The organism is Petropleomorpha daqingensis (assembly GCF_013408985.1).
GTDB classification, from domain to species: domain Bacteria; phylum Actinomycetota; class Actinomycetes; order Mycobacteriales; family Geodermatophilaceae; genus Petropleomorpha; species Petropleomorpha daqingensis.
In genome coordinates, this window is sequence record NZ_JACBZT010000001.1 from 2,238,589 (window position 1) to 2,256,309 (window position 17,721).

General features: G+C 75.3%; 19 protein-coding genes. 13 read left to right on the plus strand and 6 right to left on the minus strand.

What is annotated here, in order from left to right; all coding sequences use genetic code 11:
• The first annotated feature begins 66 nt into the window (after positions 1-66).
• The 9 genes from GGQ55_RS11040 to GGQ55_RS11080 all read left to right on the plus strand — a co-directional run bounded on the left by GGQ55_RS11040 (position 67) and on the right by GGQ55_RS11080 (position 8,983).
• The gene (locus GGQ55_RS11040; RefSeq protein WP_179716657.1) at positions 67-681 is read left to right on the plus strand and encodes a hypothetical protein; all 615 of its coding nucleotides are present in this window, start codon (positions 67-69) and stop codon (positions 679-681) included.
• 96 nt (positions 682-777) lie between these two features.
• Positions 778-1,215: a MarR family winged helix-turn-helix transcriptional regulator gene (locus GGQ55_RS11045; protein WP_179716659.1), complete on the plus strand. Its 438-nt coding sequence runs from the start codon at positions 778-780 to the stop codon at positions 1,213-1,215.
• 127 nt (positions 1,216-1,342) lie between these two features.
• On the plus strand, positions 1,343-2,833 hold the full coding sequence (locus tag GGQ55_RS28365; protein WP_179716661.1) for an HAD-IIIA family hydrolase: 1,491 nt from the start codon (positions 1,343-1,345) through the stop codon (positions 2,831-2,833).
• A 44-nt stretch (positions 2,834-2,877) separates the two neighbouring features.
• Positions 2,878-3,834 carry a glycosyltransferase family 9 protein gene (locus tag GGQ55_RS11055; RefSeq protein WP_366489053.1) on the plus strand — a complete coding sequence of 319 codons (957 nt, stop codon included), beginning with the start codon at positions 2,878-2,880 and terminating at the stop codon, positions 3,832-3,834.
• Positions 3,831-4,796 (plus strand): glycosyltransferase, encoded by a 966-nt coding sequence (locus GGQ55_RS11060; protein ID WP_179716663.1) that lies wholly within the window; start codon positions 3,831-3,833, stop codon positions 4,794-4,796. The genes GGQ55_RS11055 and GGQ55_RS11060 overlap by 4 nt, the downstream gene beginning before the upstream one ends.
• On the plus strand, positions 4,793-5,995 hold the full coding sequence (locus GGQ55_RS11065) for a glycosyltransferase (protein ID WP_179716665.1): 1,203 nt from the start codon (positions 4,793-4,795) through the stop codon (positions 5,993-5,995). Before GGQ55_RS11060 ends, GGQ55_RS11065 begins: the two co-directional genes overlap by 4 nt.
• Complete coding sequence (locus tag GGQ55_RS11070; RefSeq protein ID WP_366489054.1) at positions 5,992-6,672, plus strand: D-sedoheptulose-7-phosphate isomerase; 681 nt, start codon at positions 5,992-5,994, stop codon at positions 6,670-6,672. The genes GGQ55_RS11065 and GGQ55_RS11070 overlap by 4 nt, the downstream gene beginning before the upstream one ends.
• Entirely contained in the window at positions 6,669-8,063 is a 1,395-nt protein-coding gene (locus tag GGQ55_RS11075; protein ID WP_179716667.1) for a PfkB family carbohydrate kinase, read from the plus strand. Before GGQ55_RS11070 ends, GGQ55_RS11075 begins: the two co-directional genes overlap by 4 nt.
• A complete protein-coding gene (locus GGQ55_RS11080) occupies positions 8,060-8,983 on the plus strand; it encodes a glycosyltransferase family 9 protein (RefSeq protein WP_179716669.1) in 924 nt (307 codons plus the stop codon). Before GGQ55_RS11075 ends, GGQ55_RS11080 begins: the two co-directional genes overlap by 4 nt.
• A 50-nt stretch (positions 8,984-9,033) precedes the next feature.
• Here the strand turns inward: GGQ55_RS11080 and GGQ55_RS11085 are convergent, their stop codons facing one another.
• Positions 9,034-9,615, minus strand: coding sequence for an NADPH-dependent FMN reductase (locus GGQ55_RS11085; protein ID WP_179716671.1), 582 nt, complete (start codon positions 9,613-9,615; stop codon positions 9,034-9,036).
• An 89-nt stretch (positions 9,616-9,704) separates the two neighbouring features.
• On the opposite strand from GGQ55_RS11085, the gene GGQ55_RS11090 reads away from it, so the two are divergent.
• Positions 9,705-10,175, plus strand: coding sequence for a MarR family winged helix-turn-helix transcriptional regulator (locus GGQ55_RS11090; protein ID WP_179716673.1), 471 nt, complete (start codon positions 9,705-9,707; stop codon positions 10,173-10,175).
• On the opposite strand, the gene GGQ55_RS11095 is transcribed toward GGQ55_RS11090, so the two are convergent.
• The 3 genes from GGQ55_RS11095 to GGQ55_RS11105 all read right to left on the minus strand — a co-directional run bounded on the left by GGQ55_RS11095 (position 10,176) and on the right by GGQ55_RS11105 (position 13,255).
• The gene (locus GGQ55_RS11095) at positions 10,176-11,843 is read right to left on the minus strand and encodes a substrate-binding domain-containing protein (RefSeq protein WP_179716675.1); all 1,668 of its coding nucleotides are present in this window, start codon (positions 11,841-11,843) and stop codon (positions 10,176-10,178) included.
• 96 nt (positions 11,844-11,939) lie between these two features.
• Positions 11,940-12,935 carry a UDP-glucuronic acid decarboxylase family protein gene (locus tag GGQ55_RS11100; protein ID WP_179716676.1) on the minus strand — a complete coding sequence of 332 codons (996 nt, stop codon included), beginning with the start codon at positions 12,933-12,935 and terminating at the stop codon, positions 11,940-11,942.
• An 83-nt stretch (positions 12,936-13,018) separates the two neighbouring features.
• Positions 13,019-13,255, minus strand: coding sequence for a DUF2630 family protein (locus GGQ55_RS11105; protein ID WP_179716678.1), 237 nt, complete (start codon positions 13,253-13,255; stop codon positions 13,019-13,021).
• A 146-nt stretch (positions 13,256-13,401) separates the two neighbouring features.
• On the opposite strand from GGQ55_RS11105, the gene GGQ55_RS11110 reads away from it, so the two are divergent.
• The 3 genes from GGQ55_RS11110 to GGQ55_RS11120 are packed head-to-tail and all read left to right on the plus strand — an operon-like array spanning position 13,402 to position 16,460.
• Entirely contained in the window at positions 13,402-15,108 is a 1,707-nt protein-coding gene (locus GGQ55_RS11110) for an MFS transporter (protein WP_218859251.1), read from the plus strand.
• A complete protein-coding gene (locus GGQ55_RS11115) occupies positions 15,105-15,554 on the plus strand; it encodes a MarR family winged helix-turn-helix transcriptional regulator (protein WP_179716682.1) in 450 nt (149 codons plus the stop codon). Before GGQ55_RS11110 ends, GGQ55_RS11115 begins: the two co-directional genes overlap by 4 nt.
• 48 nt (positions 15,555-15,602) lie before the next feature.
• Complete coding sequence (locus tag GGQ55_RS11120) at positions 15,603-16,460, plus strand: YhjD/YihY/BrkB family envelope integrity protein (protein ID WP_179716684.1); 858 nt, start codon at positions 15,603-15,605, stop codon at positions 16,458-16,460.
• Here the strand turns inward: GGQ55_RS11120 and GGQ55_RS11125 are convergent.
• Together GGQ55_RS11125 and GGQ55_RS11130 are read right to left on the minus strand one after the other, a co-directional pair.
• Positions 16,412-17,308, minus strand: a complete 897-nt coding sequence (locus GGQ55_RS11125; RefSeq protein WP_179716686.1) for a prephenate dehydrogenase/arogenate dehydrogenase family protein — start codon at positions 17,306-17,308, stop codon at positions 16,412-16,414. The genes GGQ55_RS11120 and GGQ55_RS11125 overlap by 49 nt on opposite strands.
• On the minus strand, positions 17,305-17,721 hold the full coding sequence (locus tag GGQ55_RS11130; RefSeq protein ID WP_179716688.1) for a PaaI family thioesterase: 417 nt from the start codon (positions 17,719-17,721) through the stop codon (positions 17,305-17,307). Before GGQ55_RS11130 ends, GGQ55_RS11125 begins: the two co-directional genes overlap by 4 nt.

The following is a 17,721-nucleotide window of genomic DNA, read 5'->3' on the forward strand; positions in this document are numbered from 1 at the left end:
AGGGTCTCCGGCAGGTTCGAGGGAGACGCCGTGCCGGGAAGGCCGACGCCTAGAGTTGTGCGCCGGGTGGCACCGCTTGCCGCAGGGTTCGCGTTGATCGGGATCGCGTTCGCGCCGTCCGCCGCGGCCGCCGACGATCCGGCCCGGCCGGACTACGCCGTCGTGTCGGGGCCGAGCTGCCACCCGGGCGGGGTGGAGATCCGCGTGGTCGACGGCACGGTCCCGTACACCGTCGTCCTGGCCAGCACCCGCCAGCCGGACGGCGAGGACTCCGCCGACCTCGCCCCCGGCGAGACGGTCCTGCTGCACACCGGGGACGTCGACTGGGGCGAGACCATCGACAGCCGGCTGGTCTTCACCGCGCGGGACGGCTCGGGCGCGACCTTCACCGACGAGCTCCAGGACTACAGCTTCACGCGACCCGCGCAGGAGGACTGCGCGGCGATCGCGCCGTCCCTGGCCGGGGTCACCGACGCCCCGGCGACGGTGCCGGCGTCCTCCGGCGACCGCGGGCCCCAGCGCGGCGACCTGCAGGTCCGGCCGGCCGCGGCCTCGCAGCCGGTCGCGCCGGTGAACCGGCCGCCGGACTGGGCGCTGATCGCCGCCGGCGTCTCGCTGGCCGGCGTCGCGGGCGGGTTCGCGTTCGTCGCCACCCGCCGGCGGGACACGCCGTCCGCCTGAGCGCCCGGCGTCGGCACGAGGGACGATGAGCCGGTGACCTCCCCGCGGGACGCGCCGCCGCGAGGCGTTCCCCGCGACACGGCCGGACTGCCGGGGATGGGACCTCTCCCTGCGGAGACGTGGCTGCGGATCGTCCAGGTCCACGACCGGATCAGCCACCGCGTCGACTCGGCGCTGCACCACCGGCACGGGGTCTCGCTCACGGGCTTCGAGGCGCTGCGCCGGATCGCCGAGGCGCCGGGGGAGCGGGCCAGCATGGGTGAGGTCGCCGACGCGCTGGGGATGTCCCGGGCGGCGGTCACCAGCACGATCAACCGGTTGGTCGCCGACGGGCTCGTCGTGCGGGAGCGTTCGCAGGAGGACCGGCGGCTGCTGCACGCCCGGCTGACGCCGGTCGGCCGGGAGCGGTTCGCGGCCGCCGCGCACACGCACGACGACCTCGTCGCCCACCTGCTGACGCTGCTCGGGGACGACGCCCCGGTCGTGACCGACGCGCTCGCCCGGGTCTCGGCGGCGGCCCGCACCCGGCGCTGACCGCAGCGTCACCGCCACGCCGCGCCGCCGGTTCCTCCCTGGTGGGGACGGGTAGCCCGCACGCCAACCCTCGGGAAACTTCAAGCCCGTAGCGTTTCGGCCGCTCCCGTCCGGATAGGGGGCCACGGTGTCCGTGCAGTGCACCGTCGTCGTGCCGACCATCGGCCGGCCGAGCCTCGACGTGCTGCTCGACGCCCTCGCGACGGCGACCGGCCCCCGCCCGGCGGAACTGCTCGTCGTCGACGACCGGCCCGCCGGAAAGCCCCTGGACGTGGCCCGCGACGGGCTGCCCCCCGTGCGCGTCGTCCGCACCGGTGGCGGCGGCCCGGCCCGCGCCCGCAACCTCGGCTGGCGCACCGCCCGCACCGAGTGGATCGCCTTCCTCGACGACGACGTCGTCCCCGACCCCGACTGGTACGAGCGGCTCGCCGAGGACCTCGACGGCCTGCCCGGTGACGTCGCCGGCAGCCAGGGCCGGGTCCACGTGCCGCTGCCGGAGGACCGCAGGCCCACCGACTGGGAGCGCGGCACCGCCGGCCTGGCCACCAGCAGCTGGATCACCGCCGACCTCGCCTACCGCCGGACCGCGCTGGCCCGCGTCGGCGGGTTCGACGAGCGCTTCCCCCGTGCCTTCCGCGAGGACTCCGATCTCGCCCTGCGCGTGATGGACACCGGCGCCCGGCTGGTCCGCGGACGGCGCCGGATCACCCACCCGGTCCGCCCGGTCGACCGCTGGATCAGCCTGCGCGTGCAGGCCGGCAACGCCGACGACGTGCTCATGCGGCGGCTGCACGGCCCGGACTGGCGCCGGCGGGCCGACGCCGCGCTCGGCCGCCGGCCCCAGCACACGGCGATCACCGCTGCGGCCGTGGCGGCGGTCGCGTTCGCCGCGGCGCGCACGCCCCGTGCCGCTGCGCTCGCCGCGGGCGCGTGGCTGGCCGGCACGGCCGAGTTCGCCTGGCGGCGGATCGCATCCGGACCCCGCACCCGCGCAGAAGTGACGACGATGGCTCTGACCAGCGCGGCGATCCCTCCGCTCGCCACCTGGCACTGGCTGAAGGGCGTCGTGCAGCACCGCGGCGTGCAGACGTGGCGCGGTCTGCCCGACCTGGTCCTCTTCGACCGCGACGGCACGCTGGTCCACGACTTCCCGTACAACGGCGACCCCGACTGGGTGCGGCCGGTCGACGGCGCCCGCGAGGCGCTGGACCGGCTGCGGGCCCGCGGTGTGCGGGTCGGCGTCGTCAGCAACCAGTCCGGCGTCGCGCGCAGGCTGATCACGACCGAGCAGGTCGAGGCCTGCAACGCCCGGCTCGCCGAGCTGCTCGGCCCGTTCGACGTCATCAGGTACTGCCCGCACGGTCCGGACGACGGCTGCGCCTGCCGCAAGCCGGCCCCCGGCATGGTCAAGGACGCCTGCGCGGAGCTCGGCGTCGACCCGGCGCGGTGCGTGGTGATCGGTGACATCGGGGCGGACGTGGACGCCGCCTCCGCGGCCGGAGCGGTCGGCATCCTCGTGCCGACGCCGGTCACCAGGAAGTCGGAGGTCGCCGCGGCGACCCGTTCGGTCAAGACACTGGCCGTCGGCATCGAGAACGTGCTGACGGGCAGGTGGTAGTGGTTCGAACAGCCCTCATCGCCCGACTCGACAACGCAGGTGACGTGCTCCTCCAGGGACCCCTGGTGCGGGCGGTCGCGGCCGGCGCCGAGCGCGTGGTGTTCCTGGCCGGTCCCGCCGGGGCCGCGGCGGCCGAGCTGCTGCCCGGCGTCGACGAGGTCTGGACCTGGGCGTGCCCCTGGATCCTCGGTGACCCGCCGCCGGTCGACACGGCCGACCTCGCGCGGCTGACCGAGCGGGTCCGCGCGCTGTCGCCCGACGTCGCCGTCGTCGCCACGTCGTTCCACCAGTCGCCGCTGCCGCTCGCGCTCCTGCTGCGCACGGCCGGCGTTCCGCGGATCGCCGCGATCGGCGTCGACTACCCCGGCTCGCTGCTCGACGTCCGGCACACCGTGGACGACGACCTCCCCGAGCCCGAACGGGCGCTGTCGCTGGCCCGCGCGGCCGGCTTCGACCTCCCTCCCGGGGACGACGGGCGGTTGGCGGTGCGCCGGCCCCTGCCCCCGGTCGCGCACGAGCCCGGCTCCGTCGTGCTGCACCCCGGCGCCTCGGTGCCCGCGCGCGCGTGGCCGGCCGCGCACTGCGCCGAGGCGGTCGAGGCCCTCGCCGACGCGGGGCACCGGGTGCTCGTCACCGGCGGTCCGGCCGAGCGCGAGCTGACGGCGTTCGTCGCCGGCCGGCGTGGCGTCGATCTCGGCGGGTCGGCGTCCTTCGCCGAGATGGCCGCGCTGCTCGACGGCGCCGCCGCCGTCGTGGTCGGCAACACCGGCCCGGCGCACCTGGCCGCCGCGGTCGGCACCCCCGTCGTGTCGCTGTTCTCCCCGGTCGTCCCGGCCGAGCGGTGGGCGCCCTACGGCGTCCCCACCGTCCTGCTGGGCGACCAGCGCGCGCCGTGCGCCGGAACCCGGGCCCGCGAGTGCCCGGTGCCCGGCCACCCCTGCCTGTCGTCGGTGAGCCCGGCCGACGTGGTCGCTGCCGTCGAGAAACTGGTGAGCACGTGAAGGTCCTGCTCTGGCACGTGCACGGCTCGTGGACGACGGCCTTCGTCGAGGGCGGCCACGAGTACCTGATCCCGGTCACTCCCGATCGCGGTCCCGACGGCCTCGGCCGCGCCCGCACGTGGAACTGGCCGTCGTCCGCCCGCGAGGTGACGCCGGCGCAGCTGCGCGACGAGGACGTCGACGTCGTCGTCCTCCAGCGGCTGCGCGACCTCGAGCTGGTCCGCGAGTGGGTCGGCCGCGAACCCGGCCGCGACCTGCCCGCCGTCTTCCTCGAGCACAACGCGCCCGACGGCGGCGTGCCGAACACGCGGCACCCGCTGGCCGACCGCGACGACATCCCGGTCGCGCACGTCACCCACTTCAACCGGACCTTCTACGACAACGGCCGGGCACCGACGACGGTGATCGAGCACGGCATCGTCGACCCGGGGGAGCGCTACAGCGGCGAGCTGGCCCGGGCGGGCGTCGTCGTCAACGAGCCGGTCCGCCGCGGCCGCCACGTCGGCGCCGACCTGCTGTCGTCGTTCGCCGACGCCGCGCCGCTCGACGTCTTCGGGATGGGCCTGACCGGGCTGCACGAGGCGTACGGCCTCGACCCCGAGCGGGTCGCGCTGCACGAGGACCCGCCGCAGGCCGCGATGCACGCCGAGCTCGCCCGCCGCCGGGTCTACGTGCACCCGATCCGCTGGACCTCCCTCGGGCTCTCGCTGCTCGAGGCGATGCACCTCGGGATGCCGGTGGTCGCGCTGGCCACCACCGAGGCCGTCGAGGCGGTGCCGGCGGACGCCGGCGTGCTCTCGACCGATCCGGAGCGGCTGGCGACGGCGCTGGCGCACTTCCTGCACGACGAGGACGCCGCCCGGCTGGCCGGCAAGGCGGCCCGCGCCGCCGCGCTGGAGCGGTACGGGCTTGCCCGGTTCCTCCGCGATTGGGATGCCCTTCTGGAGGAGGTGACGCGGTGAAGATCGACCTGGTCTCCGAGCACGCGAGCCCGCTGGCCGCGATCGGCGGCGTGGACGCCGGCGGTCAGAACGTGCACGTCGCGGCGCTCGCCGCCGGCCTGGCCAGGCGCGGGCACGACGTCACGGTGTTCACCCGCCGGGACGACGAGGCGTTGCCCGAGCGCGTCGTGACGCAGGACGGCTGCAACGTGGTGCACGTGCCGGCCGGCCCGCCCGCGGTGCTGCCCAAGGACGAGCTGCTGCGGCACATGCCGGAGTTCGCGTCGTTCCTGCGCCGCACGTGGGCCGAGCACCCGCCGGACCTGGTGCACGCGCACTTCTGGATGAGCGGGCTCGCCTCGGTCGCCGCCGCCGGGCAGATCCCCGTGCTGCAGACGTTCCACGCACTCGGTTCGGTCAAGCGCCGGCACCAGGGCCCCGCCGACCCCTCGCCGCCGCAGCGGATCGACCTGGAGCGCTCGCTGTGCCGCACCGTGGCGCACGTCGTGGCGACCTGCTCCGACGAGGTGTTCGAGCTGCGCCGGCTGGGCCTGACCCGCGACCGCGCCTCGATCGTGCCGTGCGGCGTGGACACGTCGGTGTTCACACCTCGCGGGCCGGTGGCCGCACGGTCCGATCGGCCGCGGCTGCTCGTGCTCGGCCGGCTGGTCGAGCGCAAGGGGCACGAGGACGCCGTCCGGGCGCTGACCCGGATCCCCGAGGCGGAGCTGGTCGTCGTCGGCGGCCCGCCGACCGCCGAGCTGGACGACGACCCGTTCGTCGGCCGGCTGCGGGCGGTCGCCGCCGAGCTCGGCGTCGCCGACCGGCTGGTGTTCACCGGGTCGGTCCCGCGCAGCGACGTGCCCGCCTGGATCCGCTCGGCCGACGTCGTCCTGGCCGTCCCCTGGTACGAGCCGTTCGGCATCACCCCGCTCGAGGCGATGGCCTGCGGCCGGCCGGTCGTGGCCACCGCGGTCGGCGGCCTGGTCGACAGCGTCGCCGAGGGGGTGACCGGCGACCTCGTCCCGGCACGCGACCCGCAGCGGCTGGGCGAGGTGGTCGCGGCGCTGCTCGCCGACGACGGCCGCCGCGCCGCGTACGGCGCGGCCGGCGGAAAGCGGGCGCAGGCCCGCTACCGCTGGAGCCGGGTGGTCGCCGACACCGAGGCCGTCTACCGGCAGGTGCTGGCCGCGCCGCGGCTGGCGGAGGTGGCCCGGTGAGCGCGGCACCCCACTCGTTCTTCGAGAACACCGCCGCCGAGGTGCCCTCGCCCGACGCGTGCACCCACCTCACCGGGGCCGATCACCTGGCCTCGCTGTCGGCGGCGCTGCGGTCGCTGGACGCGCAGCTCGACGTGGTCGACCGGTGGGGCCGGCTGCTCGCCGACGTGCTCTGCGGTGAGGGGCGCGGGCGGCTGCTCGCGGCCGGCAACGGCGGCAGTGCGGCGCAGGCGCAGCACCTGACCGCGGAGCTGGTCGGCCGCTACCGCGCCGACCGGCCGCCCTTCTCGGCGATCTGCCTGACCGCCGAGACGTCGTCGCTGACCGCGATCGCCAACGACTACCCGGCCGACGAGCTGTTCGCCCGGCAGGTCGAGGCGCACGGGCGGGCCGGCGACCTGCTGGTGCTGATGTCCACCTCCGGCCGTTCGCCGAACGCGGTCGCCGCCGCCCGCCGGGCACGGGAGTGCGGGATCACCGTGCTCGCGATGACCGGCCCGGCGCCGAACCCGTTGGCCGCCGCGGCCGACGAGGCGATCTGCGTCGACTCCCCGTGGACGGCGAGCGTGCAGGAGTGCCACCTGGTCGCGCTGCACCTGGTCTGCGCCGCCTTCGACGCGGCCGTGCTCGCCGAGCCGGCCCGGGTGCCGGTGTCCCGGCTGGGGGTGGCGCGGTGAGGCCGTTGGTGGTGGTCGGCGACGCGCTGCTCGACGTCGACCTGGTAGGGACGGCGTCGCGGCTGACCCCGGACGCGCCGGTGCCGGTCGTCGAGGACGTCGAACGCCGCGAGCGGCCCGGCGGCGCGGCGCTGGCCGCGGTGATCGCCGCGGTGATCGCCGCTCTGTCTCCTTCGGGACGCCCCAGGCGCGAGGTCGTGCTGGTCGCGCCGATCGACACCGACGAGGGCGCGTCGCGACTTCGGGCGCTGCTCGACGGCCGGGTGCGGCTGGTGGCGATCCCCTCGTCCGGCGGCACCGCGGTCAAGCAGCGGGTGCGGGTGGGCGACCACTCCGTCGTCCGGCTGGACACCGGTTCCCCGGTCGCGACGGTCGGTGCGCTGCCGGCCGAGGCTGCCGAGGTGATCCGGACGGCGGGTGCGGTGCTCGTGGCCGACTACGGCCGGGGGACGACGGCGGCGCCCGACGTGCGGGCGGCCCTGGCCGCTGCCGGTGGGCCGGTCGTCTGGGATCCGCACCCGCGCGGCGCCGACCCGGTGCCCAACGCCCGGCTCGTGACCCCGAACGGCGCGGAGGCCGCTCGGGTCGCCGCCGCGGCGGGGTGCCCGGCCGACGGCGACGGACTGGCCGCGGTCGGGGTCCGAGCGGAGGCGCTGATCCGGTCCTGGGGCGTCGCCGCGGTCGCGGTGACGCTGGGCTCGAGGGGTGCGCTGCTGTCCTACGGCGAGGGCGCGCCGATGGTGGTGCCGGCCGTGCCGGTGACCGGGGGAGACCCGTGCGGCGCGGGCGACTCGTTCGCCGCCGCGGCCGCGCTGGCGCTGGCCGACGGCGCGGTGACCGGCGAGGCGGTGGCCGCCGCGGTGGCCGCGGCGTCGGCGTTCGTCGCGCGCGGCGGGGCCTCGGCCTGGGACGCCGCGGTCGACGAGCCGAACGTCGTCGCCGACTCGTCGGTGGACGCGCTGCTCGCGCGGGTGCGGGCGGCCGGCGGCACCGTCGTCGCCACCGGAGGCTGCTTCGACCTGCTGCACCCGGGACACGTCGCCACGCTGCGGGCCGCCCGCGGGCTCGGCGACTGCCTGGTCGTCTGCATCAACTCCGACGACTCGGTGCGCCGGCTCAAGGGGCCGTCGCGGCCGCTGGTCACCGCGACCGACCGGGCGCGGGTGCTCGAGGCGCTGGAGTTCGTCGAGGCGGTCGTCGTCTTCGAGGAGGACACCCCGGCCGCGGTGCTGGACCGGCTGCGCCCCGACGTCTGGGCCAAGGGCGGCGACTACGCCGGCGCCGACCTGCCCGAGGCGGCGGTGCTGCGGCGCTGGGGTGGGCAGGCCGTCGTCCTGCCCTACCTGGACGGGCACTCGACGACCGCGCTGGTCGAGCGCTCCCGCGTGTGAAGACCGCCGTCGTCCTGCGCCCCCTCGGGCTGGGGGACCTGCTCACCGGGGTGCCGGCTCTGCGCGCGATCCGCGCGGCGGTGCCCGACCACCACCTGATCCTGGCGACGACGCCGGCGCTCGAGCCGCTCGCCGCGCTGATCGACGCCGTCGACGAGGTGCTGCCCGCCGGCGAGCTGGAACCGCTCGACTGGGACCGGCCGCCGCCCGAGCTCGCGGTGGACCTGCACGGCAAGGGCCCGGCCTCGCACGTCATCGTCGACCAGCTGCACCCCGAGCGGCTGCTCACGTTCGCCGGCCCCGGCTACCCCGGCCCGGTCTGGCGGCCCGACGAGCACGAGGTCCGCCGCTGGTGCCGGCTGGTCGCCGAGGGGCTCGGCGTGCCGGCCGACCCCGACGCCCTCGACCTCGCGATCCCGGCCGTGCCCCCGCCGGTGCGCGACGCGGCGGTCGTGCACCCCGGCGCGGCGTACCCGGGCCGGCGGTGGCCGCCCTCGCGGTTCGCCGCGGTCGCCCGGCACCTCGCCGACGCCGGGCACGACGTGCGGATCACCGGCGGGCCGGCCGAGGAGCCGCTCGCCCGCGCCGTGGCGTCGCAGGCGGGGCTGGGGGAGGACGCCGTCCTGGCGGGGCGCACGACGTCCCTCGAGCTCGCCGCCGTCGTCGCTGCCGCCCGCGTGGTGGTGTGCGGCGACACCGGCGTCGCGCACCTGGCGACGGCGTACCGGCGGCCGTCGGTCGTGCTGTTCGGGCCGGTGTCGCCGGCGCTGTGGGGACCGCCGTCCCGACCGCAGCACGTGGTCCTCTGGCACGGCGACGGCACCGGCGACCCCTGGGGGCTGGAACTGGACCCGGCGCTGGCGAAGGTTGCCGTCGACGAGGTGACCGACGCCCTCGATGTGCTCCTGCGCCCGCGCTAGTGCTCTGCCCCGTCCGGCGGGGCAGAGCACCAGGACCTGCGGGGCAGGGATCAGGCGGCGGCGCCGGACTCGGTCTCGGCGCGCAGCGGCGCCAGCGCGGACGCCCACTCCACGACCTGGTCGAGCGTCTGCTCGAGGAACTGCACCTGGTGGCTGCCCGGCGTGAACTCGGTGAAGTTCTCGAAGTCGGTGAACATGCTCAGGTAGACGCCGGCCCGCACGGTCGCCACCCGGAGCTCGGCGAGCACCAGCCGCAGCTGCTCGACCGCGCGGCTGCCGCCCGCGGCGCCGTAGCCCACGAAGCCCGCCGCCTTGTTCGCCCACTCGGTGTTGAGGAAGTCGATCGCGTTCTTCAGCGACCCGGGGATGCCGTGGTTGTACTCGGGCGTGACGAAGACGAACCCGTCGAAACGGGCCACGGCCTCGCTCCACGCGTGGGTGTGCGGCCGGGTGTAGCGGCCCAGCGACGGCGGCAGCGGCTCGTCGAGCAACGGCAGGTCGAACTCCTCGATGTCGAGCAGCTCGAACTCGGCGTCCCCACGAGCGGCGGCCAGTCCGTGGACCCAGCGGGCGACGGCCTCGGCATTGCGGCCCGGGCGGGTGGTGCCGACGACGACGGCGATGCGGGGCATGAGGGCCTCCGAGGGTTGTGACTTGAACCTTCAAGTCAGTACCGAAGCAGAGCTGAGTTGAAGCGTCAAGTCATCGGTACGATGAGCCCGTGACCACGGAGGAACCGCGCTGGCTGAGCGCCGAGGAGCTCGACGTGTGGCTGCGGCTGTCCGTCGTCCTCGTCCGCCTGCCGCAGGAGCTGGACGCCCAGCTCCAACGCGACGCGGGCATCAGCTGGTTCGAGTACATGGTGCTCGCCGGGCTGTCCGAGGCCCCCGACCGCACCGTGCGGATGAGCCGGCTCGCCGTGCTGACCAACGGCTCGCTGTCCCGTCTCTCGCACGGGGTCAAGCGCCTGGAGAACCGCGGCTGGGTGGTCCGCAGCGCCTGCCCGGAGGACGGCCGGTTCACCAACGCGACGCTCACCGACGACGGCTACGCCAAGGTCGTGGCGACGGCGCCCGGCCATGTCGCGACCGTGCGCCGGTTCTTCGCCGACGTCCTGGAACCGGGGCAGCTGGCGCAGCTCGGCGGCGTCGTCGACACCGTGCTGACCCGGCTGGCGCCCGAGATCGCGTAGCTACTGCCGCTGGCGCAGCGCGTCGAAGAGGACGTCCTGCAGGTCGGTCGGGTCCTTGGCCGAGTAGGCCGCACCGCCGGTGACCTCGGCGATCTGCTGGAGCACGTCGAGGTCCGCGTCCGGCCCCAGGGCCACGCCGATCACCTTCACCGGCCGGTCGGGGTTGGCCTCGCTGCGCAGCGTGTCCAGCAGCCCCTGCAGCCCGATGCTCTGGTCGTCGTCGTCCGTCCCGTCGGTGACCACGAGGACGCTGTTGACGGCGTCGGGGTTGTAGTCGGCCTGGGCCGCGCGGACCGCGGCCAGCGTCGTGTCGTACAGCCCGGTCCCACCCGGCGTGAGCCGGTCGGGCAGCGTGTCCAGCTGCGCCGACAGCGTGTGGCGCTGCGACTGGCCCTCGACGTCGGCGTCCAGCCGCCGGGTCGGCACGAGCTCGGCGTAGTCCTTGTCGCCGTCGAGGTGGTAGGCGAAGTCCCACAGGCCGATCGCCGAGGCGTCGGGGATCAGCGTGAGCGCGCTCTTCGCCGCGTCGCGGGCGAGGGTCACCCGGGTGCCGTCGCCCACCGGCGCCTCCATCGACGTCGAGACGTCGAAGACGGCGAGGATCCGCGACGGCGCGACCAGGCTGGACAGCCGCGCCAGCAGCGTGCGGACGTCGGCGGGGTCGAGCGCGATCGGCTGCGGGGCGTCGGCGCGCAACCCGGCGTCCGTGGCGTGCGGCGGGGCGGCGCCGTCCGGGGTGCGGAAGCCGGCGGCGCGCGCCTTCTCGTGCGCGGCCCGGGAGGTCAGCCGCGCGACGACGGCGTCGACCGCGGCCGACCGCTCCCCGGACGGCGAGCCGACCCGCACGACCGGGTAGTCCAGGTACGGCGACCCGTCGCTCGGGTACACCGCGACGAGCTGCGAGGAGTCCGCGGCGGTCGTCGTCGCGTAGACCTGCTGCTCGCTGACCGGGACCAGCGGCGCGTCGACATCGCCCTTGCTCCCGGCGGCCAGCGCGTCCTCCGCGGTGGTCACCGGCCCGCGCGCGGCCGCCAGGACGGCCTCGACGATCGCGTTGTCGGCGTCCTCGCCGCCACCCAGCCCGGCCCGGACGGCGCCCAGCGCCGAGACCGCCTCCGCGCTCTGGGCGATGTCGGGGATCGACACCGGCTGCTGGGTGCCGAACGCCTGCGGCCAGGACGGCGGCGAGCCGGTCCAGCCCAGCTGGTCGACCGCGGCGCGGCTCGTGGCCACGACCACCGGGGAGCTGGCCAGCGCACCGTCGGCGGTGACGGCCCCGCCCTCCGGCGCCCGGGCCAGCCACAGCGACGAGTCCGGCACCCACACCTCGGGCAGCGCCGAGGCCTGCAGCGCGCCCAGGTCGCCCACGGTCTGCAGCGGCTCCTGCGTCGTCACCTCGGCCTGCGCGCAGCTGCCGTCGTCGAGCTGCTGCGGTCCGGACAGCAGCGACCTCGCCAGGTCGCCGATCTCCGGGGCGACGGTGACCCGCACGGTCCGGGTGGGGTCGCAGCCACCGGCCGACGCCACGGTCCACCACACGATCCCGCCGGCGGCCACGACGAGGACGGCGAGCCCGGCCAGGAGCACGCGCGGATCGAGGCGGCGGCCGGACGTGGAATGGTGGGTCGGCGGGTGCTCCGGGCTCTTCGGGGCGGCGTGTCGGCCCATGCTCGCTCTCAGTCGTCGGGGTCAGCGTTCCGCTCCCCCCGAGCGCGCCGGCCCCACAGACTAACGGGCCTGCCCCGCCCGTGGCGCCGTCCCAGGTCAGCCCGCCGCGACGGACCTCCCGCCGAGCTCCTCGGCGAACCAGGCCACCGTGCGCCGCAGCCCCTCCTCCGAGGAGACCGAGGGCCGCCAGCCCAGCCGCGTCTCGGCGCGGGTGCTGTCGGGACGGCGCACCTTCGGGTCGTCCACCGGCAGGTCGATGAACTCGATGGGCGACGCCGAACCGGTCAGCTCCGTGATCCACTCGGCGAGCCGGAGCACGGACAGCTCGTCGGGGTTGCCGATGTTGATCGGCCCCGCTTCGGCGGAGAACGCCATCGCCAGGATGCCGCGCACCGTGTCGTCGACGTAGCAGATCGAGCGGGTCTGCGAGCCGTCGCCGGCCACCGTCAGCGGGCGACCGGACAGCGCCTGGCCGATGAAGGCGGGGATGGCCCGGCCGTCGTCCGGGCGCATCCGCGGACCGTAGGTGTTGAAGATCCGCACGATGCCGGTGTCGGTGCCCTTGTACGTGCGGTACGCGGTGGTCATGGCCTCGCTGAACCGCTTGGCCTCGTCGTAGACCCCACGCGGGCCGACCGGGTTGACGTTGCCCCAGTAGTCCTCGTCCTGCGGGTGCTGCAGCGGGTCGCCGTAGACCTCGGAGGTCGAGGCGAGCACGTACCGGGCGCCCTTGTCGTTGGCCAGCCCGAGGGTGTGCAGGGTGCCGAGGCTGCCGACCTTGAGCGTCTCGATCGGCATCTTCAGGTAGTCGAGCGGGCTGGCCGGCGAGGCGAAGTGCAGCACCAGGTCCACCGGGCCGGGCACGTGGACGAAGTCGGTGACGTCGCAGCGGATCAGCCGGAAGCCGGGCCGCTCCATGAGGTGCCGCACGTTCTGCGGGGAGCCGGTGAGGAAGTTGTCGAGGCAGACCACCTCGACGCCCCGGTCGAGCAGGTGCTCGCACAGGTGCGACCCCAGGAACCCGGCGCCGCCGGTGACCACCGCCCGTCCGATGCTGCGCGCCTCGCGGATCGGACCGGTGCCCTGTGCCATGCCCGCGCCCTACCCGGCGATCCCCACCGCACACGTGCGCCGGGGAGGGCAGGAGTCGCGACTCCTGCCCTCCCCGGGCGGCGTCACTGGAGGTAGTTCTCGACCTCCTGCTCGGGGCGGGCGCTCGCCTCGTCCGGGTTCTCGCCGTACTGCCGCTTGGCCCGCCACTGGCGCAGCAGGTCCCAGCACTGGTCCAGCTGGGTCTCCACGTGGGACAGGCGTGCGCGCTCGTCGTCGGTGTGCTGCCCGCTGCTGCCGCGCAGCTGGTGCTCCTCGTCGACCAGGGCGGAGATCCGCCCGAGGATGTCCTTCTCGTCCACTGGCTGCTCCCTGTGCTCGATGTCTCGGCCCAGTCTCGCCGCTCGGCGGTCGCCTGGTCGAGCCGGGGGATATGGTTGCTTCACATCAACTAAGTTTTCGAGCAGTTCGAGGGGACCGCACCGTGGCCGTGGAGACAGCTCCGCCCGTGCCCACTCCGCCCACCGGCCGCCGCACGCGCTGGGACAAGGACCACCCCCGCTACAAGTGGGTCGCGCTGTCCAACACCACGCTCGGCACGCTCATGGCGACGATCAACGGCTCGATCGTGATCATCAGCCTGCCGGCGATCTTCCGCGGGATCGGCATCGACCCTCTGCAGGAGGGCAACGTCAGCTTCCTGCTCTGGATGATCATGGGCTTCCTGCTCGCCAGCGCGGTGCTCGTGGTCACCTTCGGCCGGCTCGGCGACATGTTCGGCCGGGTCCGCATCTACTCGCTCGGCTTCGTCGTCTTCACCGTCGCCTCGCTGGCGCTCGGGCTGGTCCCGATGTCCGGCTCGGGCGGCGCGCTGTGGCTGATCGTCTGGCGGATCGTGCAGGGCGTCGGCAGCGCGATGCTGTTCGCCAACTCGACGGCGATCCTCACCGACGCCTTCCCGTCCCGGCAGCGCGGGCTCGCGCTCGGCATCAACCAGGTCGCCGCGCTCGCGGGCAGCTTCCTCGGCCTGATCGTCGGCGGTCTGCTCTCGGAGCTGGACTGGCGCGCGGTGTTCTGGGTCAGCGTGCCGTTCGGCCTGCTGGGGACCGTCTGGTCCTACAGGTCGCTGCACGAGCTGGGCACCCGCAGGTCCGGTCGGCTCGACGTCCCCGGCAACCTGACCTTCGCCGTCGGCCTGTCGGTGCTGCTCATCGCGATCACCTACGGCATCCAGCCCTACGGCGGCCACACCACCGGCTGGCTGAACCCGTGGGTGCTGGGCGGGCTCATCGGCGGCGTCGTCCTGCTGGTCGCCTTCTGCGTGGTCGAGTCGAAGGTCGCCGACCCCATGTTCGACCTGAAGCTCTTCCGCATCCGCGCCTTCTCGGCGGGCAACCTCGCCGGGCTGCTGGCCTCGATCAGCCGCGGCGGCCTGCAGTTCATGCTGATCATCTGGCTGCAGGGCATCTGGCTGCCGCTGCACGGCTACAGCTTCGAGTCGACGCCGCTGTGGGCGGCGGTCTACCTGCTCCCGCTGACCATCGGCTTCCTGATCGCCGGTCCGGCTTCGGGGGCGCTCTCGGACAAGTTCGGCGCCCGCTGGTTCGCCACCGGCGGCCTGCTGCTGACCGCGGTCACCTACATCGGGCTCTTCCTCATCCCGGTCGACTTCCCCTACTGGCTGTTCGCGCTGCTCATCGCGCTCAACGGGGTCGGTTCCGGGCTGTTCGCGGCGCCGAACACGACCGCGATCATGAACAGCGTGCCGGCCTCCGAGCGGGGCATCGCCTCGGGCATGCGCGGCACGTTCTTCAACTCGGGGACGTCGCTGTCGATCGGCATCTTCTTCTCGCTGATGATCGTCGGCCTGGCCTCGACGCTGCCCGCGACGATGAGCTCGGGGCTGCAGCACCAGGGGGTCAGCGCGCAGGTGGCCGACGGGGTGGCCCAGCTGCCCCCGGTGGCCAGCCTGTTCGCCGCCTTCCTCGGCTACAACCCGATCCAGCGGCTGCTCGGCCCGACCGGCGCGCTCGACCAGGTCAGCGCGCACCAGGCGGCCACGCTCACCGGCGGCGAGTTCTTCCCGCAGCTGATCAGCGGCCCGTTCCACAGCGGCCTGGTCGTCGTCTTCACCGCCGCGGCGGCGATGTCGGTGATCGGCGCGCTGGCCTCGCTGCTGCGCGGCGGCCGCTACGTGCACGGCGAGGACGCATGAGCGCCCCCGACGTCGATGTGCCGCCGGCGCAGGTCGCCGACCTGCTGCTCGCGCTGTCCCGGGCGCGGCGCTGGCTGTCCCGCCTGGCCACGGACCAGCCCGCCCCGCTCGGCTCGAGCGGGGTCTCGGCCCTGGCCGAGATCCGCCGCTCCGGCCCGATGCGGCTGGGCGACCTCGCCGCGCGGGAGCGGATCGCCCCGCCGACCCTCTCGCGGATCGTGGCCGGCCTGGTGGAGCACGGGTACGTCGAGCGCAGCCCGGACCCGGACGACGCCCGGGCGGGGCTGGTCCGCATCACCGAGGCCGGTGAGCAGCTGCTCGGCGGGCTGCGCTCGCACCGCACGACCGAGCTGTCCGCCCGGCTCGCCCGGTTGTCGCCGCAGGACCGGGAGGCGCTGCTGGCCGCCGCCCCGGCCCTGCACCGGCTGCTGGACGAGGGCGCCTGAGCCGTTCGGCCCTGGTCGGAGGGCCCTGCTGCTCCCGACGATCTGCGCGTGGCAGCGCTGCACCAGAGAGGTGAGCGGCTCGTGGCCGCGGCTCGGGAGCGCTACACCGGGTCGCAGGCCGAGTCGGTCGTGGGCCGGCTCAAGGACCTGAACGTGATCACCGAGACGACGGTGTTCGGCTCCGCGTTCCTGCTCTCCGCGCTGCCGCTCATGGTCCTGCTCAGCTCCTTCGCCAACCGGCGGATCGAGGAGGACCTGGCCAGCCACCTCGGCCTCAACGAGCAGGCCACGCGCGTCGTGGGGCAGCTGTTCCACGTCTCCGCGCAGCGCTCGGTGCTGGCCGTCGCGGTGGCCATCGTGCTCACCCTGGCCGGCACCCTGGGTGTCGCGAGCTCGGTGCAGAAGTTCTACGAGCGGATCCTCGGCGGCCGCCGCCGGCACCGCACCGACCTGCTCCGGCTCCTGCTGTGGATCGCGGCGCTGTGCGTGTGGCTCGCCCTCGACGCCGTTCTCGCGCGCGTCGCCCACGGCATCCCCGGCGGGGTCGTCCTGGAGGGGATCGCCGTCCTGGCGGTGACGACCGCCTTCTTCTGGTGGTCGATGCACCTGCTGCTCGGCGGCGCCCGGCCGTGGCCGAGCCTGGTGCGGCCGGCCCTCGTCACCGCCGTGCTCTGGCTCGTCCTGGAGGGCGGCTCTGCCCTCTACTTCTCCACCGCGATCACCAACGACAACCGGATCTACGGCGCGGTCGGGGTGGTCTTCAGCCTGATGACCTGGTTCGTCCTGGTGGCGGTCGTGGTGGTGCTGGGTGCCCTGCTCGGTGAGGTCTGGCAGGAGCGCGCCGTCGCGCGCCGCCCTCAGCCCGACTCCGGCACCCAGCCCTCGACGAACGCGGCCAGCCGGTAGGTCACGGCCCCGCCGGCGCGGCCGAGCGCGAGCAGCGCCTGCCGGTCGACGGGCACCCGCACCGGACGGCGGCCGACGCCCCCGGTGACCGCCGCGTGCCCGGCCGCCACCAGCTCGTGCCACGGGCGGGACAGTTGCGCGAGCACCCGGTCGAGAGCGGCCGCGGTCGGGCCGGCGTTGCCCTCGACCATCGCCGTCACGAACTCCGGATCGCTGCCGATCACCCGCGTGCCGCCGGCGAAGCTGCCCGCGGCCAGGTTCAGCGCCAGCGGGCCGGCCTCGGCCGCCGCCGCGGCCAGCGCGGCGGCCAGCAGGTGCGGCACGTGGCTGATCGCGGCCACCGCGTCGTCGTGGTCGGCCGCGGTCACCGGCACCACCTCGGCGCCGACCTGCAGGGCGACCTCCGCGACCCGCAGCCAGCGCGCCAGCTCGGTGCCCGCCTCCAGGCAGACCGCCCACCGCGCACCGGTGAACAGCGCCGGATCGGTCGCCTCGTGGCCGGAGCGCTCGGTGCCGCACATCGGGTGGCCGCCGACGTACCGGCTGCCGTACCGGGCGCCGAGCTCGGCGAGCACCGGCGTCTTGACCGAGCCGAGGTCGGTGACCGTCGCGTCGGGGGCGACGTCGAGGTCGTCCAGCGCGGTCGCCAGCGCGGGCAGCGGCACGGCCAGGACGACGACGCCGTCGAGCTCGCGGCCGATCCGCACGCCGCGCGCGGCCGCGGCGTCGCGGGCGGCGGGATCGACGTCCCATCCGGTGACCGGCCGCCCGGCGGCGACCAGGGCCGCGGCGAGCGAGCCGCCGAGCTGGCCGAGGCCGACCACCGACACCGGCGGGACGGGCATCATGCGGTCTCCCAGGCGCGGTCGGTGCGGAAGACCCGGGCCAGGGCGGTGGCGACCAGCCGGCCGTCCTGCGCGCGGGCGTCGATCCGGTAGACGGCGGTGCGGCTGCTGCGGTGCACCTCGACGCCCTCGGCGACGAGCACGTCGCCCTCGGCGCCGGGGGAGAGGAACTCGGTGTGCACGTCCTGGGCGACGGCCACCGTGCCGTGGCTGTTGCTCACCGCGGCGTGGACGACGTCGAGCAGCGCCATCGTCGCCCCGCCGTGCGCCATCCCGACCGCGTTGAGCAGCTGCGGTCCGACGGTCATCGAGGCGCGCGCGTACCCGGGCCGGACCTGCTCCAGCGTGATGCCGAGGTGCCCGGCCAGCGGGTCGGCCGCGAGCCGGGCGAACAGGTCGGCCGGGACGTCGTCCAT

Coding starts and splice junctions, on each gene's coding strand:
- GGQ55_RS11045 (WP_179716659.1), top strand. CDS start 778: ATGGGACCTCTCCCTGCGGAGACGTGGCTGCGGATCGTCCAGGTCCAC.
- GGQ55_RS11085 (WP_179716671.1), bottom strand. CDS start 9,615: ATGCCCCGCATCGCCGTCGTCGTCGGCACCACCCGCCCGGGCCGCAAT.
- GGQ55_RS11095 (WP_179716675.1), bottom strand. CDS start 11,843: ATGGGCCGACACGCCGCCCCGAAGAGCCCGGAGCACCCGCCGACCCAC.
- GGQ55_RS11100 (WP_179716676.1), bottom strand. CDS start 12,935: ATGGCACAGGGCACCGGTCCGATCCGCGAGGCGCGCAGCATCGGACGG.
- GGQ55_RS11115 (WP_179716682.1), top strand. CDS start 15,105: ATGAGCGCCCCCGACGTCGATGTGCCGCCGGCGCAGGTCGCCGACCTG.
- GGQ55_RS11125 (WP_179716686.1), bottom strand. CDS start 17,308: ATGATGCCCGTCCCGCCGGTGTCGGTGGTCGGCCTCGGCCAGCTCGGC.
- GGQ55_RS11130 (WP_179716688.1), bottom strand. CDS start 17,721: ATGGACGACGTCCCGGCCGACCTGTTCGCCCGGCTCGCGGCCGACCCG.